This is a genomic window from Vibrio sp. vnigr-6D03, from assembly GCF_002835515.1.
Lineage (GTDB): Bacteria > Pseudomonadota > Gammaproteobacteria > Enterobacterales > Vibrionaceae > Vibrio > Vibrio penaeicida.
This window is the reverse complement of sequence record NZ_PIZL01000013.1, coordinates 134,471-158,259: the sequence shown is the minus strand read 5'-3', so window position 1 is coordinate 158,259 and position 23,789 is coordinate 134,471. Positions and strand designations below refer to the sequence as shown.

General features: G+C 43.1%; 21 protein-coding genes. 11 read left to right on the top strand and 10 right to left on the bottom strand.

The genetic code is table 11. The features are described from left to right. Positions 1-44: 44 nt before the first annotated feature. Positions 45-740: a 16S rRNA pseudouridine(516) synthase RsuA gene (gene rsuA, locus CW749_RS11265; protein ID WP_101112207.1), complete on the bottom strand. Its 696-nt coding sequence runs from the start codon at positions 738-740 to the stop codon at positions 45-47. A 71-nt stretch (positions 741-811) separates the two neighbouring features. On the opposite strand from rsuA, the gene CW749_RS11260 reads away from it, so the two are divergent. Beyond that, a complete protein-coding gene (locus CW749_RS11260; RefSeq protein WP_101112206.1) occupies positions 812-2,548 on the top strand; it encodes a DEAD/DEAH box helicase in 1,737 nt (578 codons plus the stop codon). Positions 2,549-2,592: 44 nt separating this feature from the next. Here the strand turns inward: CW749_RS11260 and CW749_RS11255 are convergent, their stop codons facing one another. Further along, positions 2,593-2,964, bottom strand: coding sequence for a nuclear transport factor 2 family protein (locus tag CW749_RS11255; RefSeq protein ID WP_101112204.1), 372 nt, complete (start codon positions 2,962-2,964; stop codon positions 2,593-2,595). 107 nt (positions 2,965-3,071) lie between these two features. Between CW749_RS11255 and CW749_RS11250 the strand changes: the two genes are divergently transcribed. The 5 genes from CW749_RS11250 (at position 3,072) to CW749_RS11230 (ending at position 7,005) form a co-directional block, all read left to right on the top strand. Next, positions 3,072-3,956 (top strand): LysR family transcriptional regulator, encoded by an 885-nt coding sequence (locus CW749_RS11250; RefSeq protein WP_101112202.1) that lies wholly within the window; start codon positions 3,072-3,074, stop codon positions 3,954-3,956. Positions 3,957-4,225: 269 nt separating this feature from the next. After that, positions 4,226-4,408: a hypothetical protein gene (locus CW749_RS11245; RefSeq protein ID WP_126606961.1), complete on the top strand. Its 183-nt coding sequence runs from the start codon at positions 4,226-4,228 to the stop codon at positions 4,406-4,408. A 194-nt stretch (positions 4,409-4,602) separates the two neighbouring features. Then, entirely contained in the window at positions 4,603-5,001 is a 399-nt protein-coding gene (locus CW749_RS11240) for a PepSY domain-containing protein (RefSeq protein WP_101112199.1), read from the top strand. 5 nt (positions 5,002-5,006) lie between these two features. Beyond that, a complete protein-coding gene (locus tag CW749_RS11235; RefSeq protein WP_101112197.1) occupies positions 5,007-5,666 on the top strand; it encodes a response regulator transcription factor in 660 nt (219 codons plus the stop codon). Further along, a complete protein-coding gene (locus CW749_RS11230; protein ID WP_101112195.1) occupies positions 5,656-7,005 on the top strand; it encodes an ATP-binding protein in 1,350 nt (449 codons plus the stop codon). The genes CW749_RS11235 and CW749_RS11230 overlap by 11 nt, the downstream gene beginning before the upstream one ends. On the opposite strand, the gene CW749_RS11225 is transcribed toward CW749_RS11230, so the two are convergent. Next, positions 7,002-7,457, bottom strand: coding sequence for an Lrp/AsnC family transcriptional regulator (locus CW749_RS11225; RefSeq protein ID WP_101112193.1), 456 nt, complete (start codon positions 7,455-7,457; stop codon positions 7,002-7,004). The two genes, CW749_RS11230 and CW749_RS11225, sit on opposite strands and share 4 nt — an antisense overlap. A 134-nt stretch (positions 7,458-7,591) precedes the next feature. Here CW749_RS11225 and CW749_RS11220 point away from each other — a divergent pair, with 134 nt between their 5' ends. Both CW749_RS11220 and CW749_RS11215 read left to right on the top strand, forming a co-directional pair. After that, on the top strand, positions 7,592-9,403 hold the full coding sequence (locus tag CW749_RS11220) for a PLP-dependent transferase (protein ID WP_101112192.1): 1,812 nt from the start codon (positions 7,592-7,594) through the stop codon (positions 9,401-9,403). Between the two features lie 606 nt (positions 9,404-10,009). After that, on the top strand, positions 10,010-13,450 hold the full coding sequence (locus CW749_RS11215; protein ID WP_101112190.1) for a M4 family metallopeptidase: 3,441 nt from the start codon (positions 10,010-10,012) through the stop codon (positions 13,448-13,450). Between the two features lie 347 nt (positions 13,451-13,797). Here the strand turns inward: CW749_RS11215 and CW749_RS11210 are convergent, their stop codons facing one another. Beyond that, on the bottom strand, positions 13,798-15,087 hold the full coding sequence (locus CW749_RS11210; protein ID WP_237322423.1) for an LssY C-terminal domain-containing protein: 1,290 nt from the start codon (positions 15,085-15,087) through the stop codon (positions 13,798-13,800). Between the two features lie 5 nt (positions 15,088-15,092). Beyond that, positions 15,093-15,818: a glycosyltransferase gene (locus CW749_RS11205; RefSeq protein WP_101112186.1), complete on the bottom strand. Its 726-nt coding sequence runs from the start codon at positions 15,816-15,818 to the stop codon at positions 15,093-15,095. A gap of 274 nt (positions 15,819-16,092) precedes the next feature. Between CW749_RS11205 and rplY the strand changes: the two genes are divergently transcribed. Further along, positions 16,093-16,371: a 50S ribosomal protein L25 gene (gene rplY, locus CW749_RS11200; protein WP_101112184.1), complete on the top strand. Its 279-nt coding sequence runs from the start codon at positions 16,093-16,095 to the stop codon at positions 16,369-16,371. Between the two features lie 135 nt (positions 16,372-16,506). On the opposite strand, the gene CW749_RS11195 is transcribed toward rplY, so the two are convergent. Continuing rightward, a complete protein-coding gene (locus CW749_RS11195) occupies positions 16,507-17,982 on the bottom strand; it encodes a chitinase (protein WP_101112182.1) in 1,476 nt (491 codons plus the stop codon). 388 nt (positions 17,983-18,370) lie between these two features. Next, positions 18,371-18,622 carry a DUF1289 domain-containing protein gene (locus CW749_RS11190; RefSeq protein ID WP_101112180.1) on the bottom strand — a complete coding sequence of 84 codons (252 nt, stop codon included), beginning with the start codon at positions 18,620-18,622 and terminating at the stop codon, positions 18,371-18,373. Positions 18,623-18,838: 216 nt separating this feature from the next. Here CW749_RS11190 and CW749_RS11185 point away from each other — a divergent pair, with 216 nt between their 5' ends. Beyond that, the gene (locus CW749_RS11185) at positions 18,839-19,282 is read left to right on the top strand and encodes an META domain-containing protein (protein ID WP_180958385.1); all 444 of its coding nucleotides are present in this window, start codon (positions 18,839-18,841) and stop codon (positions 19,280-19,282) included. Between the two features lie 123 nt (positions 19,283-19,405). Here CW749_RS11185 and metE read toward each other — a convergent pair whose 3' ends face one another. After that, positions 19,406-21,688, bottom strand: coding sequence for a 5-methyltetrahydropteroyltriglutamate--homocysteine S-methyltransferase (gene metE, locus CW749_RS11180; RefSeq protein WP_101112177.1), 2,283 nt, complete (start codon positions 21,686-21,688; stop codon positions 19,406-19,408). Between the two features lie 212 nt (positions 21,689-21,900). On the opposite strand from metE, the gene CW749_RS11175 reads away from it, so the two are divergent. Continuing rightward, positions 21,901-22,812 (top strand): LysR substrate-binding domain-containing protein, encoded by a 912-nt coding sequence (locus tag CW749_RS11175; RefSeq protein WP_101112175.1) that lies wholly within the window; start codon positions 21,901-21,903, stop codon positions 22,810-22,812. Positions 22,813-22,861: 49 nt separating this feature from the next. Here CW749_RS11175 and CW749_RS11170 read toward each other — a convergent pair whose 3' ends face one another. Further along, a complete protein-coding gene (locus CW749_RS11170) occupies positions 22,862-23,062 on the bottom strand; it encodes a DUF4250 domain-containing protein (protein ID WP_101112173.1) in 201 nt (66 codons plus the stop codon). Positions 23,063-23,135: 73 nt separating this feature from the next. Beyond that, on the bottom strand, positions 23,136-23,759 hold the full coding sequence (locus CW749_RS11165; RefSeq protein WP_237322421.1) for a hypothetical protein: 624 nt from the start codon (positions 23,757-23,759) through the stop codon (positions 23,136-23,138). Positions 23,760-23,789: the final 30 nt, after the last annotated feature.

Sequence of the window (23,789 nt, the reverse complement as noted above, 5' to 3'; positions counted from 1 at the left end):
CGAAAATGCCTAAAGGTGACTGGCTTTGCGCCCCTTAGGCTTAATCAAGAATAGACAGAATCAATTTCTTCTTGGGTCAGATAACGATATTCACCAGGTTCTAGGTCTTCATCCAAATAGATGTCACCGATTCGCTCTCGGTGGAGCCCTTCTACTTTATTGCCAAGTGCCGCAAACATTCGCTTAACTTGATGGTACTTACCTTCGTGAATTGTCAGCAGTACTTCTTTTTCATCAATGATTTCGAGCTGGGCTGGTAAAGTCGGCTCTTTTTCATTTCTGAGCTCAATTCCCTGTTTGAACTGGTCAACATACTCTTGTTGCACAGGATCAGCAAGCCACACACGATAGGTTTTTTCACACTTATGTTTTGGTGAAGTAATACGATGCGACCATTTACCATCGTCGGTAATAAGAACCAGCCCTGTTGTATCCACATCTAGCCTGCCTGCGAAGTGCAAGTTTTCCATTTTTACTTCGTCTAGTAAAACAAATGCGGTGTGGTTGAACCCATCTTCATGGGAACATACAAAGCCATCCGGCTTGAACAGCATAATGTATCGCGGACCTTGCATGGTGATAGTTCGACCTTGCCATTCAACGTCGCATGCTTCGGTTACTTTGAAGGCACCACTTTTTTGCATGGTGTCATTGACGGTAACATCGCCACTTTTAATGATTTTGGTGGCTTCTTTACGTGTTGCTCCTAGAGCATCACAGAGAAATTTGTCTAAACGCATGGATACCTCATAACTACTAAGTCGGGTATTATACCCAGCAAATAAAAATAAATGACGATTTTCATTACTGTATGTACACCCTTCGCCCCTACCAAGCCGATTCCGTTAAAGCGGTTGTGCATTATTTTCGTAAAAATAACTCACCTGCGGTAATAGTGCTCCCAACCGGTGCAGGCAAAAGCCTCGTAATTGCTGAATTGGCTCGCCTAGCAAAAGGAAGAGTGTTAGTACTTGCTCACGTAAAAGAACTTGTTGAGCAAAATCATGCCAAGTACGAAGGGTATGATTTGCAAGGTTCCATTTACTCGGCAGGTTTAGGGCGCAAAGAAACAGACCAACAAGTTGTATTTGCATCTGTCCAATCTGTCGTCCGAAACCTTGACGCGTTTGCAAACCAATTTTCGTTGCTGGTTATCGACGAGTGTCATCGCGTCCCCGACAACACCAGCAGCAGCTACCGTAAAGTCATCAGCCATGTTCAATCCATAAACCCAGGTATTAAAGTTCTTGGTTTAACTGCCACCCCGTACCGCTTAGGTATGGGTTGGATATACCAGTACCACACCCGAGGGTTGGTTCGCAGCGAAGAACCTCGATTTTTCCGTGATTGTATTTTCGAACTTCCGATTCGCTACCTACTCGATGAAGGATTTCTTACTCCGGCAAAGTTGATCGACGCGCCGGTATTGAGTTACGACTTTTCTCAGCTCAAACCCGCATCCACCGGACGATATAAAGAGTCCGAGATGGACATGGTGATAGAGCAGTCAAAACGAGCGACACCGCAAATCGTACAACAAATTATTGCTCAAGCTCTAAACCGACATGGCGTCATGATTTTTGCAGCAACAGTCAGGCATGCTCAGGAAATTCTCTCCCTCTTGCCAGAAAATGAGTGCTCACTCGTTATTGGAGATACAGAAACCAAAGAACGTGACCGTATTATCCAATCTTTTAAAAATCGTGATATCAAATTCTTGGTTAATGTATCAGTTTTGACCACTGGTTTTGATGCACCTCACGTCGATTTAATTGCAATTTTACGCCCTACAGAATCGGTGAGCTTATACCAACAAATTGTTGGGCGAGGGCTTCGTCTTTCGGACGGAAAAACCGAATGTTTGGTGCTCGATTACGCAGGAAATAGTTACGACCTTTATCAACCTGAAATTGGCAACCCAAAACCAGATTCTGATAGCGAAATCATCACCATACCTTGCCCATCTTGCGGCTTTAACAACAGCTTTTGGGGCAAACTCGATGCAGCAGGCTTCTTAATCGAACACTATGGCAGGAAATGCCAAGGCTACTTCGAAGAAGAAGATGGCACGCGAGAGCACTGCGACTATCGCTTTCGTGCGAAATATTGTCCTGAATGCGGTGCCGATAATGACATTGCCGCTCGTATCTGCCATGAGTGCGACGCTACATTAGTAGACCCCGACAAAAAACTCAAAGAAGCGCTGAACTTGAAAGATGCGTTAGTTTTTGAATGCACGGATATGCAGCTCTCTGTTCATAAAAACGAGAAAGGCAAACCGCAGCTTAAAGTCACTTATTACGGTGATAACAATGCTCAGGTCCATCAGTTTTGGTCGCTGACGACTAAAAAACAGAAAGAGACATTTCAAAAAATGTTTGTTCGCCCTCATCTGGCAGACCGTCATCGCCCATTCGAAGAGAGCTCACCCACAAAGGTGGTCAACCACCAGCACCGATTCCGCTTGCCTCAGTTTGTCATTGCAAGAAAATCTGGGCGATTCTGGACAATGCGCGACAAGATTTTTGCAGATGAACTCACGCAATAAAGCTTTAAGATCTATGTGATGAGCTCTGAGCTTACCATTCAGATTTAGCGTTCACCGAGCACTTCAAATTCATCGTAGACCAATCTTGCTTTTCCGTCGGCTTGAAGCTGCCAATGCTCACGATGAACCACACCATAGGCTTTGTTCATCTGCCATTGGGCACTCAAAATGTAACCGCCTTCGCCTTCTGGTTGCCAATCTATATTGGAATATTCGACCTCAGTAAAACCTTGGCCAATGAGATTTGCCCAAAACGTTTCTATCTCTTCTCTTCCTTTAAATGTGCCAAATGGCTTAGCCACCATTTCTGTACTCTCGGCATATTGAGAAGCGCAACCTTCTGCATCTCCTTGATTGAACGCATTTTGCCAAGCCTCAATCCCAGCCTTACAAGCGTTAAGAGTTTCTTGGGACATTTTCGTATTTCCTATGTTGTATGGGTGAACAACAAGAAATTTACCGCTATGATTAGTAAAGAAAAACAAATCAATTAGAAATGACTGTTTAATCAGATAGAACAATTATGGATAGATTTCGTCAAATGACGCTGTTTATGAACATCGTCGAGGAAGGATCAATTACCAATGCTGCAAACCGATTGGACTTATCCAAATCGGTGCTAAGTCAACACTTGAAACAACTTGAATCCGACCTTAAAACAACACTCCTCAAACGCACGACACGAAAACAAGTTCTCACCGTTGCAGGGCAAAAGTTCTATGACCACTGCCGTGAAATGCATTCCATTGCTAACTTGGCATGGGAAGAGGTACAAGAGCAGCAAACAGAGCCCAGTGGAAAAATAACTGTGACAGCTCCAAACGCACTCATGGATAGTGTTGTCGTACCTGCGCTAGTCGATGCGTTTGCCAGCTGCAAGAATGTCTCGCTAGATTTGATTTGCAGCGACCAACAACTCGACCTAATGGAACATGATATTGATTTAGCAGTTCGAGTCGGTCTTTCTAAAGACAGTAGCTACAAACAAAAAAGAATCGGGGAAATTACTGACGTCTTATGCAGATCTAAGAAAGAGAGCACTCACTCACACGAATCACCTTACGTGGCTAACCATTGGCAGGGGCAAAAGATTGTTCATAAAATGGCTCATAACCAAACTGGTGTATCTCAGGAGTTCGTGTTTACACCGACACATCGCACCAATACCATTTATCAAACAAAATCGCTGATATCGAAAGGAATCGGCATTGGTTTGATTCCGGACATTCTCATCAATGAGGGTGATGAACTCGTTCCAGTGATAGAGAATTATCACGTATCCCCTACTCCTGTTTTCGTACTCCATCCCTTTAAATCCGCTATTCCCATTAGTGTTTCCAAGGCAACGCATTCCATAGAAGCAATGTTGCATATGAAGAATAGGTATGATAAAAAAGCATATATGTAAGAAAGTGTAAGATTCATAAACAATTGAGCAAATGAGTAAAGACTCAATAGCATCCTGCACGTAAAATAGCCGCACATCCATCATCCGAATGGTCAGTTTGAATTGATTGCCCTACTTGTTTAATCGGATTGGTTGAAAGATAAAAAGAAACTAAGCAATATGCGGTTAGGCACGCTTTTCATAGGCGTCCTGCGATTATGATTGAAGTATCTTTTTTTTGCCCGCCATACGCGGGCTTTTTTTGTAATCTGTTTTTATTCGAGGGTACTTTGAGCCAATTTATCAATCTTTTCAGAAAGCTGGCTGCTTTTATTGCAGTCGCGATTGCGTTTGCTTTTGTCTATGGAAAAATACCAGAAGCGCAGGAAATGCTCGCGCTTAATGCCCTTATTATCTTTGCGGTTATCGCTTATAAACGTAAACGCGTTTACCGAGATAAAAAAGCGCGCTAGCGTTATTCTTAAAGGTCATTCGAAAACGGTCTATTAACGCGCCCTTTTTTGCTCCACATTTTGCTCCACACTTCTCTTCAAACTCGTCATTTATTCTCAAATTTGGCAGATTGTTGTTGTCATGCCTAAGTTCACTTTCTATTCATTTTTACTTGTTTATACTCCTTTACAGTTATCGCTTTTAAGGTAAGTCTATGTTTCGACATCCTATTGCAGCTATCGCTCTGCTTCTGCTCCCACTCGGGGCAAGTCAGGTCTATGCTTTCCAAGATGAATCTCCAAATTCAATTGTGATCGACGTTCCTCACGACGGGACTCGAATTGAAATAGATGAAGATCAGGATGACGTCTATGAAGCTGTTCAAGCAGGACGTATTCAACCATTTTCCGCCTTGTATCAGGCGGTTGAAAATCAACTAAATGGTCGGGTAATTAAAGTCGAGTTAGACGAAGATGATGACCAATGGATATATGAGCTCCGGCTAGTACACGACGACAATGTCATTAAAGTTGAATACGACGCGAGCACCCTTGAGCTAATGCAAATCAAGGGAAGGAACCTCAATCAAGTCATAAAACAAAATAAGAAGTAACCAAAATGAAAGTACTCGTAATAGAAGATGAGCCTCGCTTAGGCGAGCAAATTATTGAAACGCTTGAGCAGGCTGGCTGGGTTCCCGAATTATCGGAAGATGGGATTGATGCCTTGTACAGAGCGACATCCGAAGAGTGGGACATGATCGTATTGGATCTTGGGCTACCCAAGTTGGATGGTCTAACGGTACTTAAAGGTATACGCGATGAGAATATAAATACCCCTGTCATTATTCTTAGTGCTCGCGATACCTTATCTCAGCGTGTTGAAGGTTTGAATGCCGGCGCAGACGATTACTTAACTAAGCCTTTTGAAATGGTTGAATTGATTGCTCGTATACGCGCCCAACTGCGCCGTGCTTCTGGCAATGCATCGCCTATTATGCAGGTTGGTGATTTAAGCTTAGATACACGCACCTCCAAAGTATTGTGGCAAGGACAAGCCATTAGCCTGACCGCACTCGAATACAAAGTTGTTGCTTACTTTATGCATAATGCGGAAAAAGTGATTTCTAGGACAGAGCTGGTTGAGCATATATACAAACAAGACTTCGACAGAGACTCCAATACCATCGAAGTTTTTATTGGACGAATTCGAAAAAAAATCGCGCCAAATGTAATAAAAACAGTGCGTGGACTTGGGTATCAACTGAATGCTAATTAAACCCGCTTTTGTACGCCACTTAAGCCTAAGAAACCGCCTTCTTGCTGGGGCGGTTATTTGGTTAGGGTTAATGGTATTCTCAGCTGGTCTTCTTATCCCCAATCTAATCAAAGATTATCTAGAAGAAGATATTCGACAGCAACTCAGCCTATCTCTGGACGAGCTCACAGCCAACATTGATGTAGATAGCCAAGGTAGAATGGTTATGCCATTTAGGCTATCTGACCCTCGGTTTAACCGCCCTTATAGTGGCTTGTATTGGATGGCTGTCACTGAAAACCAAGTCATGCGTTCGCGTTCATTATGGGACCAATTAATCACCTTTAAGCGCTTCAAAGGTGCAAGAGGGGCGAATGGCGAAAAACTCGTATATATCCAAAGAAACATTTACTTACCCGATTTTTCAGAACCTATAACCATCACGGTTGGGTTAGATGAACAGCCGCTAGAAGATACACTTCACGCTTTAATGGGTCAGATATCTCTGGTTCTTATGTTGCTTTTTGTCGGCATCCTAACTCTAATTGGTCTTCAAGTTTCTTGGTCGCTCCGACCTCTTGGGAAAATGCAGAAAGAGTTACATAAGCTGCGCTCAGGTGAGCAAAACTCCCTAGAAAACAACTACCCTAAAGAAGTTCAACCTTTAACATCGGATTTGAATGCCTTGCTTTTCCATTATCAGGAATTATTGCAACGAGCTCGAAATCACGCGGGCAATTTGTCTCACGCATTAAAAACACCCATTTCCGTACTTAAAAACGAAGTATCTCAACTCGACCCGGATACCAAAGAAAAACTCGAACCCTCCCTTTCCAATTTACAGCAGCAAATTGATTACCACTTAGGGCGCGCTCGAATGGCGGGATCAATGCATATTTTGGCTGTTAGTTGCCAACCAAGTGACCAAGTAGATGCGATTTCCATCGCGTTTGATAAAGTATTCGTAGACAGAGAAATCCTGCTTATCAACGAGTTAAACTCAGACTTAAAAGTTGCGGTTGAAGCGACAGATATGGATGAAATGCTGGGTAACTTACTTGAGAATGGTTATAAATGGGCAAAATCTCAGATCCGCGTCTATTCAGAACCCGTTTCCGACACTCAAGTAGCATTGGTTGTTGAAGATAATGGCCCGGGAATTCCGGATGAAAAGAAAGATCTTGTCATGAAACGAGGAGTTCGCCTCGATGAGGAAACACCAGGGTCTGGATTGGGCTTAAATATCGTTCAAGAAATGGCACACAGTTACCGAGGACAGCTTATTTTGGAAGACAGCGACTCAGGCGGCACAAAAGCCAAACTGATCATAAACTTGTGTACGAATCAGAAAAAGCGTTAGCGAATGGGCAGTGCAAATTGCTTTTTAACCTGTCCGAACGCAAAGCTGGACTCTATCGACTCAATATGCGGCAAGCAAGTCAACTCTTTACGGATAAACCTTTCGTAAGTCTGTAAAGAGTGGCTGACCACACGCAAGAGATAGTCGTGACTACCCGTCATTAAGAAACATTCCATCACTTCCTCCATGTCTTGCACCATCGCCTCAAACTGGCGGATGTTATCTTCCGTCGGTTTTTCTAACTTAACTAGCACAAAAACATTGATTGGTAACCCACACTTTTCTTGGTCTACGTGAGCATGATACCCCTGTAATAACCCTTCTTTTTCAAGTGCCCTTACCCTTCTTAAACATGGGGAAGGCGATAACGATACCCTATCTGCCAGTTCTTGATTTGTTAGCCGACCATCTCTTTGCAGTTCATTCAATATCTTTTTATCAATACTATCCATAAGTTGCTCAATATCACTCTGAATTACAAATTCCTGCTAATTAATGATTAATTTAGAGCATATATTGCAATCATTCACCCAGAGCATGCACTTAAAATTAACAATATGTTAACCAAACCGCGCAAGGATGCTTTATGAACCCTGAAAAACAACTTAGCCCTTTAAGAAACTCAACATCTGAAGATGGGGCTTTTGCGCTTGCCATAGAACAAGCCGAACATTTTGGGATTGATGTCGAAACCGAATACGGGCGAACACTTGTAGAACTCGCGACAACCCTATATAGCGCAAACAGCAAAACCCATGACTTATGGGCAATCACCATGGAAGGGTTAACCGATTTAGATAAAAGCGACAGGATTGCATGGTTTAACGCCAAAAGGTTTCTCTCATTTCAGCTCGCGAAAATCCTAGATAACCTTCAAAACCCAATGCGTGCCACTTATCAATCCATCGCAACGAATAACGGTCATTTTGCAGCAAAAGGGGCATACCCAATCTTTGACAATGTTGCCGCCATTTTTTCAGCAAGCCCCGTTATTACTCGAACGGCAACGTACCTATTTGCCTGCACCGAATGGGTCGAAGATGCGTTCAATGGCAGAGAGCCATTGCATGAAATTTATTCTCGCCTACTTAATCCAACCTCGATCAGTTTGGCGAATCACATCGTAGATATCGAAGCCGGAACAAATGCAGATCAATATCTAGCTTGGAATTTTAACTCCGGAATGGCAGCGATTGATGGGCTCCTTAGCCATACTCTCGGTCGAGAAGACATCGTTATCGCTTCTCGAAATATATATGGCGGCTCATACCAGTTATTACACGACTGGTATCGAAAATCTTCCAATCTGGATGTCGCTATTGAGTGGGTAGATGGCTATGAAGCTAGCGACTTTTCCCAAGCTATGGATACGGTCGCAGAAAAATACTCAGACAGAATCCAAGCTGGCAAACAGATTTATATTTATTTAGAAAGTCCATGTAACCCGCACGGCTACGTTCTAGACGTTGCTGGAATTTCTAAATCCGCTCACCAACGAAACTGGATGGTGATGGTCGATACCACTGTTGGAACCCCTTTTTTACACCCAGTTTTAAAGAAAGACGATCCCCTAGAACGACCGGATTTTGTCATCCATTCATACACAAAAGAGTTAGCTGGCTCAGGAACCACGACAGCGGGTGTGGTCATTGGGCGTAATGAAGAAATGTTCATTCCCAAAGGCGACTCTGTTAGCTATGAAACCGCCAATGGCAAAATTCGCCAACGCAACTGGGATGAAACCCTTTTTTGGAATGTTTACTACGTAAAAGGCGCTTTTCTCGATGCGGATAAAGCATTTGAAGTGTTGAACGGTATGAAGACATTTGAATTGCGAGTGATTCAAAAGTCAGTGAACACACTTGCGCTAGCGCGAGTATTTGATGCTCACCCTGATATTAACGTGTCTTGTCCTGGATTAGAAAGCAGCCCCAACTACCCTATTCTCAAGGAAAATATGCATTTATCATTACCCGCCTCCTTATTTACTATCGATATGGAAGGAGGTGAAGGTCGTGAAGCTATAAACCAAGGCGTCTATAAGCAATTTTTCGATATGTTAGAACCCGCGATAGGGATGCAGGTCAGTCTTGGGCAGACGAATACGGTGGCGCTCTGTCCCGCCATGACAACGCATTCAGAACTCTCAGAAAAAGCGCAAGAAGACGCAGGTATCACCCCCACGACGATGCGAATTTCTATTGGATTAGAAGATCCAAGAATGTTCCTTGCTCATATCGTAAATGCAGCAAAACTATCGATAGACTTGGCACACCCAGATTTTTCAACCCAATTCCCAAGTGCAGAAAAAATAGATGAGATCTATCTCAGTACGTACATGGAAGTCCACCAGAAATTTGCAATGAGTACGCCTAGTTTCAATCAGTATTCTGAATAGGGCTTACCCTAGCTTAAATCAAGCCAATATACTCAAGCTACCTCAAGATGCAGGATTCAGAGCTCTATCTTCTGTTTCAATTCAAGGAAAAGAACGCAGTGGAATGACGAGTCCTTTCCAAGTTATTTGACGATGAAATGGGACAGAAGATAAGCTCCCAAGGGCAAGTTTGCTTGGATTTCATACTGCGTTATCGATTCTTGATTTAGAACTACTAGATCTTCAAATCGGTGCCTTGCCTGAAATCCAAGCAATTCTCGCTGAACCTAGCTTCTTGAGGTAGCTTGAGTATAAGTACCAAAAAATACTTAAGTACTTATTGGTTTTAGTTCCAATATCTGATATTTGCTCGCTTAGATCACGAGTCGCCAATGAACTCTTTGCTTTGATAAATGCAATATCATTAAATGGACCACTTATAAAAACGAATTCAAAAACATTACATAAAAAACAATAAGTTATTCGATCAACAAAGATCCATACACATATATTTAATGTAAATTGCATTTAGAAACACATTCTTCGAGTTCTGCCCGTCAGGAAGACAAACTATATATTGGCTAGTTAAAACTGCATTTTCAAAATGCAGGAAAAGGATATTTCACCGTGTTTAAGTATGCTGGGCAAACCTCGCCTACAAAAAAGTTAAATTTGCGCCCTAATAGAATTATTATCGCACTTTGCGCTTCAATTTTACCCGCTTCCTACTTCCCTAACGCAATCGCTGCAAATTCTGTTTCTCTGAGTTTGCATCATTTACAGAAACAGAATGCTTTATCAAGTACCCAAGGAGTTCAACAGACGGTCAATGTCACGTCGAGCAGTAACGCTGTTTTCTCTGCACTCAAAAAGGTTTACGCACTTTCGGATAACGAAGAATTCCAACTGTTAAAAAGTGTGCGTTCATCTTCTGGACAGCTTCATCAAAGGTACGTTCAAACGATTAACGGTGTGCCTGTATATGGCAAACAGGTATCAATCCATGTTGATGGCCAAGGTGTCTACTGGTTAGGTGGGCAAGTATTAGTCGGAGCAAATCAAGATGTTCAATCAGGCGCACTTCTTCGTACTCTGACAGATTTAGAAGCAAAGAACTTAGCAAAAGCGTATTTTGATGCCAATTTTGCGAAAGGAAAGTTATGGACTTTTGAGCGCGAGAATAGCCTCGCCACCATTGCATTAAAAGAACAACAAGCATTCGAGGTTAAACACGTTACGTTCATCGCGACACCTTATGGTCACGTAGCAAACCCTATTCGTTTCAACGCGTTTGTAAATAAACAAGGAAAGGTTATCGAAGCGTGGAATTCCATGACACATGCTCAAGCAAGTGGTCCTGGTGGGAATCTAAAAACGGGGCGATACAATTACGGGACAGAATACAACCACCTAGAAGTGACTCAAAATGGAACTGAGTGCTTACTAGAAAACGATCGGGTTAGAACTCTTAACATGAACCACTCCAAATATGGAGGCTCGGTTCATTCTTTTACTTGCTCAACAAACATTGATAAAGAAATTAATGGCGCGTATTCACCATTAAACGATGCTCACTATTTTGGTGGGGTTGTATTTGACCTATATAACGATTGGTTCCAACTTTCTCCATTAAGCCAAAAACTCGAGATGCGAGTACATTACGGTAACAGCTACGAAAACGCGTTCTGGGATGGTCAAAGAATGACCTTTGGGGATGGTGCCAGTCGCTTTTACCCACTGGTCAGCCTTGATGTCGTCGCACATGAAGTGTCCCACGGTTTTACCGAGCAAAACAGCGGTCTTATCTACTCAAACCAATCTGGAGGCATCAACGAATCGTTTTCAGATGTGGCTGGCGAAGCCGCAGAGTACTTTATGACGGGCAGCAATGATTGGCTGGTCGGAGAAACGATATTCAAAGCGACGGATCAGGCACTTCGATATTTAGAAGATCCTACCAGAGATAGCAGATCTATAGGTCATGCCGATAACTATCATAGCGGTATGAATGTTCACTACAGCAGCGGGGTATTCAACCGCGCTTTTTACTTACTCGCAAACTCGACTGGGTGGAATATTCAAAAAGCATTCACTGCCTATGTGGATGCCAATCGGTTTTATTGGACCCCCAGTACCACATATGTCGAAGGCGCATGCGGAGTGATTTTGGCAGCCATAGACAAAGGGTATGACTGGCAAAAAGCCTTTGAATCATTTCAACAGGTAGGTGTCATTTGCGACGATTTACCAATTGATACAGACGGCGATGGCATGCCTAACACATGGGAAATCACTTATGGGTTGGATGAAACGAGTGCAAATGATGCTGAACTGGATGGTGACAGTGATGCCTTAACAAACTTGCAAGAGTTTATATACAAAACGAACCCTCTCGTTCCAGACACTGACAATGACGGTATCAATGATGGCGAAGAGGTCAGAATTGGAACAAAACCAACCGATGTAGATTCTGACTCCGATGGTTTACCTGACGGTTGGGAAAAAGATATCGGTCTGGATCCACTAGACTCTACCGATGCAATTTTAGATTTAGATTCCGATGGCTTTACAAATAGCCAAGAATATCAAATGGGTACGAGAGCGAACGATGCCTACTCTTACCCACCTTTACTATCAACCCTCCATGAATCTTTTGAAAATGGTTCACCAATTGGTTGGAACACACCACCCGAGGCAACCAAAGGCTGGATTATTTCAAATTCCAACAACACTCATGGAGTGGCAAGTTTTGTCTCTGAAGACATTGAAGATAACCAATCGTCGCAGGTTACATTTTCAAATGTCTTTGGTACAGGCATATTATCTTTTGACTTTACAGTCGAATCTGAAGAAAGCTACGACTACTTTGAAATGTACTTAAACGATAACTTGGTGATTGAGAAATCGGGTTATCACTCAGAGAGTGTAACTGTTGCCGTTCAGGAAGGACTCAATACTCTTCACTTCAAATTCTCTAAAGATTACTCCCTGTCTTCTGGATTTGATTCTGCTTGGATTGATAACGTTAAATTCGTTGCGACCGACTCAGACTCTGATGGTATGAGTGATTCATGGGAAAACAAATATGGTTATGACCCGCAAAACGCAGGCGATGCTAGCTTAGATAGTGACAATGATAACTTAACCAACTTAGAAGAACACAATGTTGGTACAAATCCGAATTTATCTGATAGCGATAATGACGGTCTTTCGGATTATATAGAACTCAATGATTCCCATAGTAATCCAACAATTCATGACACCGATAACGATGACATTCCAGATGGTTGGGAATATGAAAATGGTTTAAATCCAAACGATCCATCCGATCGAGATTCTGATGCCGATTCTGACACGCTATCAAACTTTGATGAATACGTTCACCAAACAAACCCACAAAATTCCGACAGCGATAGTGATTTACTTAGTGACAGTGAAGAGATTAATGTTGTAGGTTCGGACCCAACGAATTCTGATTCTGACTCCGACCTTCTTCCAGATGGCTGGGAAGTAGAACACAATCTGAACCCTCTATTAGGATCTGACGCGACGTCAGATATAGACAATGATGATCTAACTGCCCTTCAAGAATATGAGTATAAGACGAACCCCAATTCATCAGACTCTGACAGCGATGGTATAAGTGACAGCTGGGAAGTAGAGCATAATCTAAACCCTCTTTTAGAATCCGATGCAACGTCAGATGAAGACAATGATGGATTGAATGCATTGCAGGAATTTGAGATAAAATCCAACCCGAACAAATTAGATTCTGACGGTGATAGTATGCCGGACAAATGGGAACACGATCATAATCTAGATCCTACTGATGCTGCTGATGCCGCTGGGGATGCTGACGGAGACTCTCTAACAAATTTGGGCGAATACATCGCGAAAACTAATCCAATGGATCCTGATACTGACAACGACGGAATGCCAGACGGAAGTGATTCGGCTCCAACCCAAAAGCAGATCGAAGCAAGTGGTTCCAGTGGTGGTTCCACCTCGATGCTCGCTTTGTTTGGATTATTCTTACTTGTGTCAACACGTCGAAAAAATAAAATCTAGTTAGCCGAAAGCCCTTGAATATACTCAAGGGCTTTTTTATTCAACTGCAAATTAGGGTCTGTTGACCTTTCGTGGTTAAATTTTGTTCGAGTTCTATGCCTTTTAATCGCGGCGCAAGGTGTGTAGCCCATTCTTTAAGAAAAAAAGCATTTCTAAGCAAATACCTTGCAACAAAGAGTAAAAGACATGGGAACGGGGACGCCTAGTCGAACCCTTCGGGCTGCATTTGTGGCTTATTTCTACTGCGTTATCGCTCATTGATGTAGAGCGACTACACCTAATGAGCGTTGCCTTGTATAAATCACCCACAAATTGCTGCAAAAATCATCTTGAAAGGTCAACAGACCCTAGTCTTTATTAGATAGCAGAGTATGTGCAGCTGACGGATTTAAAGCTTTCGGCTGTATAACTGAAACAAACCCGTCGGAGTAATAATCTTGTGATTCATTAATGACGCTAGGAGATGTCACTTTTAAGGGTACCGATTCCCAAAGCGTCGTTTTCAGTTCGACTTCCTCTGCAAAGCGATCGCGCTCTTGATCAACGTTTGGGTTGATTTTGTGAAGTACCGTTACAATACCGTTGTAATGAGAAATCTTAAGACCGGAATCATAGCTTATGGCCCCTAGCCATATTGGCTGGTTTGTTTCTTGATTAATCCCAGTATTCCACCAGCGCACATGGCTTCGGTTAAATAAGTCACCTGGCAGTTGGTACGCCAGCCATTGCGGTTCACCTTTCCAATACAAATCAGATATAGGAGGAACCCTCTTATCCAACATCGTTAAATATTCTTTTACTCTAAACTGATCTCGGCTAAATGTTCGGTTCTCTATCCACCCCATCTTGTTCATCAATGTATTGGGGGACTCACCTATAAATATTAGGTTTATTGCCTGTGCGTCATATACATCTGCTTTTCCCGGGTAAACATTGAAATCTGCCCGTTCAAGACTGTGATGATTTGATGCCGTGGGTTTACTTGCAGGGTAACTTTGAATAAAAAAGTGATAATAATTCAAACTCAATAACCCTAATACACCAAAAATCAAGATCCTAGCTGTGGCCTTTTTAGCCCCTATTTTTCGAATCCAATAGAAGCTGAATACAAAAACAACAGATAATAGAGAAATGAGTGCGATGTGCTCTTTTACAAAAACTTGAATTTGAGTGAGTAGATCAAAAGAATCTAGCCCGTAAGAAATCAAATAACCCCAGAATATAAATTGCCCCACTCCTATGATAATGCCGATGGAATCATAAAGCGTAAAACGACGCCAACTTACCCTGCTTCCTCCAGCAATAAAAGGGACGACCCAAGCAACAGGACCAAGTAAGCGAGCGAGAGTAATCACCCAAGCCCCTCTCCGATACATCAGAAGCCGAGCTCGTGCAAAAACCCTACGCAAACTTGGCTTCATGCGAATAAGTATACGTTGAATAGCATAACCGTAGTTCCGACCAATAAAATAACTGCATTGATCACCAACCAATGCCCCTAAAAGCACAGCCACTACTCCTGCAGCACTTCCCTGCTGAAGTAAGTAGCCTGCGCTTAGTAGGAATGGCTCCCCCATTACAATTAAATTCGGACCTATTAGTCCATCCAGTAATGCGCCAAGGAATAACGTAAGCATTTCCATTAGCGAGTGTAATGCCCGAATTTATACTCCATTTCTTGGTTACGCATCTCACCAAAGAAAAATCGCCTAACATTCGCTTTTAGATACAACCATCCTGTTGCAGCAAAACCGTCTTGATCTAAACGTCGAGGGTCGAATTCAAATGTCATAGGCAGGAAGCGAAAGCGCCATGTTTGGCTCGCACGTTTCACATAGTCACAGTCTTCACACAACGTAATTTGCTCATCAAACCCATTTAGATCGGTATGCGCTCTTTTGGTAGAAAAAATACAAGCACCTACTGCCGTTGGAAACGCAAATTGGGTGACAAACAGCCCCGCATTAAATAACCCGTAACCCGCCTTATGTGCTAACGGAAGATCTTTTGCCCCCATGTAGACGCCGGCTACTTCCAACTTCGTTTCAGAAAGCTTTTCTATTGCATTTTGTAAGAATGATGGCCTTAATCGGACATCTGCATCCAAAAATAGCAGTCGATTGTGTTTAGCTTTTGAAGCACCAGTATTCCTGCCCAAGCTGACGCCTCTTTCCCTCATATTATGTACAGTAAGGGCGGGTAAATCTTCACTAAACGAAGACGCGACGTTGATGGTTTCATCATCACTGTTAGAATCCACCACTATCACCTCAAAGTTCCGATAGGTCTGCTGACTTAAATCTTTTAGCAGATTGGCTATTCGGATTTCTTCATTCAATGTGATCACGATGATGCTGATAGGTTCCATAAGTCCACTCTCTCTTCTGCTTGTTTGTCACGCTTAAGCTATCAAGCTGAGGATTAACTCATGGTGAGGCTAAGATTCACTTTCCATTCATCGTACTGTAAAAATAGTATTCTTACTTGATAACGTATGAATTTACTTGCTCCAAGAAAGCCAGAATGGTAGTATCCGCGCTCGCTGTTGATTGACTTGTATAAGTTAATCCAGCGCTAGCATCATCGACTAGGTCGCTATGTTGATGGTGAACTTTAAATTTTACTATTTGAGAGTAAATCTTATGAAATTCGAAGCAGTAGTACGTACTGAACTAGGTAAGGGTGCGAGCCGCCGCCTACGTCACGCTGGTAAATTCCCAGCAATCGTTTACGGTGGTGAAGCAGCGCCTGTTTCTATCGCTCTAAACCACGACGAGCTAATCAACCAAATGGATAAGCCTGAATTCTACGAAGCAATCACTCTAGTGATTGACGGTGCAGAAGTTAAGGTTAAGCCGCAAGACGTTCAACGTCACGCGTTCAAGCCAAAAGTTGAGCACATGGACTTCATCCGCATCTAATTCCTCACCAAGGAATTAGCCGGATAAATCCAGCCTTTTGCATATAAAGATTCTCGGATTTACCACCCGAAAAATCTAAAAAATTAAAAACCCCAGCTGCTACCAACAGCTGGGGTTTTGCTTTTTCTGACGTTCTTACTTAACCGGGCAAGTCACTTCTTCCCAAAACCAGTTGTTCTGAGTAGGAGTTTCCCAAACGCCGGGATCATTTTTAGCAACAAAACATTTACCGTTATGCGTCACTTTCGCTCCAACGCCCACATCTGTTTTCCCTGCTTCCCAAACGATAAATCCATTTGGATCTGGGTTTGGACCTGGGCCAGGTCCTGGAGTTGGAACAGGATCTAACTTAGCCACTACACGCACTTCTGGCCAGCGTTGATGTGACAAATAGAAATTAGTCACACATTTTTCATAGTCACCAGGGACAAGTGCGGAATATGCGGTTTGGTAACCAACGAGTTTACACTCATATGAGACACCTTCGGGGCGATCGGCATGATATGAAAAATCAGCTTCCCAGTTAGTATAAAGCACATCTGTCGCACCATTCAGGTTCAAACTTCCATAAGGAGTTTGCTGCCAGCATGTATTTGACTCATCTGCTTCAATTGGGATGTTGTAGTGTGCTGCTAGCCCTTCCCAGTATCGGATTCGGTTAACTGGCTGACCTTTATTTTTGTTCTGCTCACCACACTCAATACCGCCATTGATGATATTGATGGTTGTACCAAACCCGTAACCGATTCCAGCATCGATTTCACGCTGAGAAGGCTTCCAAGTACGGTCAATTACGTGCAACATGGCAGGTTTTGGAGCTTGAGGTGTTAGGTAGAACCAAATTGCCGATGCAAGGTTAAGCCACGTATCTGCAACGAGCGCTGGATTGTTCAGCAATACCGTTGCGTCGCCATCGTACATTACCTCGGAAAATGGTCCGTAATTGAAGTGGTACGAAAGCTGTTTAGCTCCACGACCAAAATACCCTTGGTTTGGCGCACAAGGCCATCGGCGATTTTGCCAATCGTTTTGACCACACCCTGTTGTATACCCCGGCTGACCTTCAGACCATCCCATTTCACGAACATGCACTAACGCTTGTTGCCACTCTTCCAACGCTAATGGGTTATCCCAAACGTTATCTTTTGCGATGTGACCACCAGTCTCTTGTGCGAAGTGGGCAAAAGCCGTCACGATGGATTTTTTACAAATTGCATCGGCATCGCGACCATCTGTATAGTCGCCACAGAAAGCAGGGAACTTACCGATAGCTCTTAAGAATTTAGTATACGTATACTCTGGTGCAGCCATTTGAGTGAGAAAATCCCACTCACTACGAGGAAAGACCCTTTCCACTCGCTTAACGTTATCTGGGTTTGTTGCTACCCCTGCATCAATCGCTTCTACGATTGAATTGAGACGTGTCTCCAACGCCTTAGCCCATATGGCATACATAGGATCGGCTGTCTTTGCCGCTTCAGCAGCTTGCAGATCAACTTTCGACACAATGTACCCTGTCGGGTTTTGTGGATCGGGTTGTACGTTCATAGCAAAGGCACTACTAGCCATAGTGCAGCCAATCAACGTCGATATCAGCGTTCTCTTCAACATTTTCGTCAATTCCTTGTTCTTGTATTTTCAGATGCTTCAAAGTTCAACATCCATTTATAAAGTCACCCAAAACCACTCCAACCCGTGGTGATGAAATGAAAATGAAAAGAAATCTAAGACAACCTGCTTAATAGCAGATAAAGCTGCTCAAAGAATTCTAATCGCAAAAACTATAGTTAATGCAACTAGTATTACTGTGCGAAGTAGAACAATTTTCTACAGGTAAATGTGATTTATAGAATATTTGCGAGTGATAACTAGAAATTCTGTGGAGTCAAAATGATAAGTTACTTTTTTTCTGGATTGAAATCCGCTAGGGAAAATATTCAAGCGCTAAGCGAGCGGTGATAAATGAAAGAGAGAGATTTCATCTAAAATATTGGGAAGATTAAAATAGGTCTTGCTGAGGGCTCGTATCATCAAGCTCAGTTTGGTTTTTTTGATTACGTTGATTCATCATCTTTCTTCGATAGCGTTGACGACAAAGCTTGATGACATGCAGTTGCTGAGCGGGCGTCATGTTCAGCCAATCGAAACGTTCTTGCCGGTTACGCATGCATCCTTGGCAATATCCTCGTTCGTCAACTGTGCATACTCGAACACATGGACTCGGCACATTGAAAAACTCCAACTGCTCCATATCCCCTCCTATGCTTAGCGATGACTACTTAATCATAACACTTTACTCACAATACAGCATACTCTACCCATTTGAGAGTTAATCAGGGTAGATTCCTAAAAGAAAATTGAATAACGAAATGTCATGGTTTTATACCCTTGGCAGTATTATTATGACTTTCCATTGACAAGAAACTGAACTTGTTGATTATACTGCACGGGATTTTGAAAACACTTCTTGGAGCTTCGAATGAAAAAGCAACTCGCTCTTATCGCTTTACCTGTTATTTTGGCAGCTTGTACCAGCAACGGAGATGCATCGGTGGTAACCAAAGAGGATTTACAACATCATCACTGGATCCTGACTCAGGTGGATGGACAAAACTACGTAAAACCGGCACACAGTAAACACCCTAGCATTGAAGTCGGTGAAAAGTTGACTGTTAATGGGTTCGCTGGTTGCAATGGTTACTTTGGGCAAGGCGAATTAAAAGATGGGCAGTTCCGTGTTGAAAACATGGGCATGACCATGATGATGTGCTCCGATGAAATGATGGACACCGAACAGGTGATGTCAGATGCATTAGGAGAGTGGAGCGATGTCACTCTAACGAAAGACACATTGACTCTCAAAAACGACAAGCACCAAGTTACCTTTACGCTTAGAGACTGGGTAAACTAACCAGAATTTTATTCAACATATTTTGGAATGAAACGCGCTAAAAGATACAGCAAAAGTTAACAGAAAGCCCCTGCTCATTGAGCAGGGGCTTTTTACCGTTTGGTTAGACTATATGAGCGGTTGTTATTGCCATTGAGTACGCAATGTTTTAGCCGCATTGACCATGTTTTTAAGTGATGCTTCGGTTTCTTCCCAGTTACGTGTTTTTAATCCACAGTCTGGGTTAACCCAAAGTCGTTTTGCTGGAATTTTCGCCGCCGCCTTTTCAAGTAGATCAACCATCCACTCTTCTGTTGGAATATTCGGTGAATGGATGTCGTATACACCCGGCCCAATCTCATTTGGATAGTTGAACTCTTCAAATGCTTTCAGCAATTCCATGTTTGAACGAGAAGTTTCAATGGTGATAACGTCGGCATCTAACGCGGCAACAGATTCAATGATCTCGTTAAACTCGCTGTAACACATGTGGGTGTGAATCTGAGTTTCAGGCTTTGCACTTGCCGCAGAGATTTTAAAGGATTCAACCGCCCAGTTTAGATACTCTTCATGGTCACGTTTCTTAAGTGGTAACCCTTCGCGAATCGCAGGCTCATCAATCTGAATAATGTTGATCCCTGCATCCTGTAAATCACTCACTTCATCGCGTAATGCAAATGCTAACTGTTGCGCAATTTCTTTACGAGTAACGTCTTCACGTGGGAACGTCCAGCACAGAATCGTAACCGGCCCTGTAAGCATGCCTTTCATTTGCTTACTGGTGAGAGACTGAGCATAAGTAGACCACTCAACGGTCATCGGCTTTTCACGCTCAATATCAGCCACAACAATCGCAGGTTTAACGCAGCGAGAACCGTAACTTTGAACCCAACCAAACTTGGACGTTTGGAAACCCGCTAAATTCTCCGCAAAATACTCCACCATGTCGTTACGCTCGGCTTCACCATGAACCAGAACATCAAGATCCAATGCTTCTTGACGCTGGACCGCATCTTTAATGTGACCTTTCAGCGCGACTTCATAATCGGCTTCCGACAGTTTTCCGGTACGGAATGCGCTGCGTTGCGTGCGGATTTCGCTGGTTTGAGGGAACGAACCGATTGTCGTGGTTGGTAGAAGAGGTAACCCCAACACTTCGGCCTGGTGATGGGCACGTTCTTCGTATGGAGCACTGCGGTTAGCTAACTCACTTGTAATAGCGTTAACTCGTGCTTTCACTTGAGGCTTATTCACATGATCCGCGGTTTTACGGGCAACAATCGGTTGGCTGTAAATTTCACATTCTGCGATAGCTTTCTCATCACCATTTAAGGCAGCACCAAGCAGGCTAACTTCACTCAGCTTTTGTTTCGCAAATGCGAACCAGCTTTTCACTTCTTCGGTTAACTCAGTTTCCAGCTCAAGATCGATTGGGCTGTGCAATAAAGAACAAGAACTGCCAACCCAAAGGTTTTCACCCAGTTTTTCTTTTACTGGTTGCAGCTTCTTCAACCAAGCATTAACGTCTGCGCGCCAAACATTACGACCATTGACCACACCAGCTGATAACACCCAGTTTTCAGGCAGTTTGTTGACGATCGCGTCTAGTTGTTCAGGTGCCGCTGAAAGATCGACGTGCACACCATTAATTGGAAGTGCGGTGACGTAATCGAAATGTTCTTCTACCGAATCAAAGTAAGTAGTCAGAAGAAGTTTTACATCACTTTGAATAACTTGGTAAGCCAGCTTAAATGAATCCAACCACGGTTTGTCTAATTCTAGACCGAGGATAGGTTCGTCAATCTGTACCCACTCAACACCGAGCTCTGCCAGTTTCGCTAAAATCGCTTGGTAAGCCGTAAGAAGGCGTGGAAGGAGTGTAAGGCGATCAAACCCCTCTTCAACTTCTTTACCCAAGAATAGGTAACTTACCGGGCCAAGAAGAACTGGTTTTACTTCATGTCCAGCTTGAATGGCTTCGTTTACTTCTTCAAAAAGCTGCGGCCAGCTCACTTCAAATGAAGCATCGCTGCTGAATTCAGGAACAATGTAGTGGTAATTAGTGTTGAACCACTTCGTCATGTCGGATGCTGCAGAGCCGCAACCACAACTGGATTGTGACTGGCCGCGACCAACGCGGAACAGTGTATCGAGATCTGGGAAACCTTCTTTATGTCGTGAAGGGACATTCCCCAATAGTAAACTGGTAGTCAGTACATGGTCGTACCATGCGAAATCACCTGCTGCTACATAGCTCAGCCCACTCTCGGCTTGATCTTTCCAATGGCGCTGTCTTAATTCACTGCCCACTTCCTTCAGTTCTTGCTGTGAAATTTCACCTCGCCAATATTTTTCCTGCGCAAATTTTAGTTCTCGTTTTTCACCAACACGTGGATAGCCGAGGATATGAGTCTTAGTCGTTGCCATAGTTATTATTCCTTGCACATAAATTTAAGAAGTCTGGATGGCTAAAATATCTCTCGAATTACCTAGTTGAGCAAATTCCATTTATTCAACTTGTTTATTATTTTTTTTCATGTTTTAAACTTTATTTAGCCATCTAGACGTTTACAAAGAGGTCAAAAGCTCGTATTTTATGAACATATGTCATAGAGAACATGGAAAAGTGAGAGAAGCTCATGATTGAATTGAAGCATCTGAGAACATTGACATCATTAAGGGATACCGGATCACTAACAGCAACAGCAACCGCCCTGCATTTAACGCAGTCGGCACTTTCTCATCAGATAAAGGACTTAGAATCGCGTATTGGTGGGCAGCTCTTTTTGCGTAAAACAAGACCTGTAAAATTCACCTCTGAAGGCGAAATACTGCTCAAAGTCGCCGACGAAGTTCTGCCTAGGCTAGCGATGGCAGAAAGTGAACTCGCCAGTCTTAAGGAAGATGTTAATGGTCGGTTGCACATGGCCATTGAGTGCCATTCCTGTTTTCAATGGCTCATGCCCGCTCTAAAGGAATATCAGCTAGCGTGGCCCAGCGTAACATTGGATTTTTCTTCTGGTTTTGGGTTTGAACCATTACCAGCATTGATGGGGGGAGAGCTCGATTTGGTCATTACCTCCGACATTCAGCCAAAATCAGAAGTTCACTATGAGCCTTTGTTTGATTTTGAAATGAGACTAGTGACTTCAACCACCCACCCACTTGCAGAATTGGAAAGTATTCAACCGCACGATTTAGCCGATCAAACGATCATTACCTACCCTGTGCAAAAGCAAAGGTTAGACATTGTTAAACATTTCCTTCAGCCAGCAGGCGTTGAGCCCGCTAAATGGAAGCAGTGCGATAACACATTAATGCTGGTTCAAATGGTTTCTGCTGGCTTAGGTGTTGCCGCTTTACCAAATTGGGCGGTCATTGAGTTTTCACGCCAAGGGTTGATCACGAGTAAGCCACTGTCGGATGGGCTTTGGAGAAGGCTATTCGCAGCCACTCGCAGCAGCGAAAGCAAAAAAAGGTACCTACAAGCGTTCTTCAACACGGCCCGACAGCAATGCAAAAGTCATCTTGAAGGGATTAAGTTAGCATAACAAAGTCGATACCTATCTGGTCTAGCTGTTTAGGTATCGAATCATTGCATTATCGATCGTAAGATTTAAATTGGTTCGTGAGTGGGTCGTACTGATAACCCACCACATCCAGCTTGCCCACCAAGCTTTCAACGTCCATTTCATAGGTCGTAACCAACTCTTCAAAACTGTCGCATTCCAAACGCAATTTTTCGTTCACTATGCTCAGCAATATGATGCTATCGAGGTTGGTGATGTTACTCAAATCCATGGCACTTTCCCCTTTTCAGGTTACCTAATTAAAGGTTAGCGTCTATTAGGAAAAGTGCTATTTGATAGAAGTATTATATTAGAGACTGGAACCCAAATTGTGAGGCAAGTAAACAACACACTGCCACACTTAACTGAATTTTAGTTGGCGTTTGGTTAAACAACATATGCCAGCACCAGATTAGGAGCGCAGTGATTAACATCGCAAAGCCCGCTAAAATTTGAGTGGTAAAGTGCTCTATGGCTTCGGGAGGAAGCTGATACGCCTGAACTAATGAGACGACGGCAAAGAGCATTCCGCTGACGATACCAGTAATAGGTAATATACGATGGAAGGCTTGTAATCGAGAGCGAGAAACTACCAACATAAGCTGCGCAAATGCCGCACCTAACAAGATGCCAGAAATAGCAACATTGACCCCACCCCAAAATGTGAAACTTTGTGTTATCACATGTGCGAGTGCTATCAATCCACTCAATGCTGATAAATTCAATATGTGGAAAGAGCCCGTTTCACGTGTTTTTCCCGTTTGGACTTTAGAATAAAACGCCACTAAAACACCAGCCGTCACCAAGCCAAGTAGGCTAATGGTCGCGGTAGCTATCCACAATGCGATGAAGGCAGGTAAAAGCTTGTGCAAGCGACCTCTTTGCCCTGGGCAAATGTCCCCTTTTTGCAGCACTAAAGTGATAACCAATTGTGCTCCCAGTGTCATCGGAAGCAATTG

Coding starts and splice junctions, on each gene's coding strand:
- CW749_RS11205 (WP_101112186.1), bottom strand. CDS start 15,818: ATGGAACCTATCAGCATCATCGTGATCACATTGAATGAAGAAATCCGA.
- CW749_RS11195 (WP_101112182.1), bottom strand. CDS start 17,982: ATGTTGAAGAGAACGCTGATATCGACGTTGATTGGCTGCACTATGGCT.
- CW749_RS11260 (WP_101112206.1), top strand. CDS start 812: ATGTACACCCTTCGCCCCTACCAAGCCGATTCCGTTAAAGCGGTTGTG.
- rplY (WP_101112184.1), top strand. CDS start 16,093: ATGAAATTCGAAGCAGTAGTACGTACTGAACTAGGTAAGGGTGCGAGC.
- CW749_RS11225 (WP_101112193.1), bottom strand. CDS start 7,457: ATGGATAGTATTGATAAAAAGATATTGAATGAACTGCAAAGAGATGGT.
- CW749_RS11170 (WP_101112173.1), bottom strand. CDS start 23,062: ATGGATTTGAGTAACATCACCAACCTCGATAGCATCATATTGCTGAGC.
- CW749_RS11235 (WP_101112197.1), top strand. CDS start 5,007: ATGAAAGTACTCGTAATAGAAGATGAGCCTCGCTTAGGCGAGCAAATT.
- CW749_RS11210 (WP_237322423.1), bottom strand. CDS start 15,087: ATGCTTACGTTATTCCTTGGCGCATTACTGGATGGACTAATAGGTCCG.
- rsuA (WP_101112207.1), bottom strand. CDS start 740: ATGCGTTTAGACAAATTTCTCTGTGATGCTCTAGGAGCAACACGTAAA.
- CW749_RS11175 (WP_101112175.1), top strand. CDS start 21,901: ATGATTGAATTGAAGCATCTGAGAACATTGACATCATTAAGGGATACC.
- CW749_RS11255 (WP_101112204.1), bottom strand. CDS start 2,964: ATGTCCCAAGAAACTCTTAACGCTTGTAAGGCTGGGATTGAGGCTTGG.
- CW749_RS11220 (WP_101112192.1), top strand. CDS start 7,592: ATGAACCCTGAAAAACAACTTAGCCCTTTAAGAAACTCAACATCTGAA.
- CW749_RS11230 (WP_101112195.1), top strand. CDS start 5,656: ATGCTAATTAAACCCGCTTTTGTACGCCACTTAAGCCTAAGAAACCGC.
- CW749_RS11240 (WP_101112199.1), top strand. CDS start 4,603: ATGTTTCGACATCCTATTGCAGCTATCGCTCTGCTTCTGCTCCCACTC.
- CW749_RS11190 (WP_101112180.1), bottom strand. CDS start 18,622: ATGGAGCAGTTGGAGTTTTTCAATGTGCCGAGTCCATGTGTTCGAGTA.
- metE (WP_101112177.1), bottom strand. CDS start 21,688: ATGGCAACGACTAAGACTCATATCCTCGGCTATCCACGTGTTGGTGAA.
- CW749_RS11250 (WP_101112202.1), top strand. CDS start 3,072: ATGGATAGATTTCGTCAAATGACGCTGTTTATGAACATCGTCGAGGAA.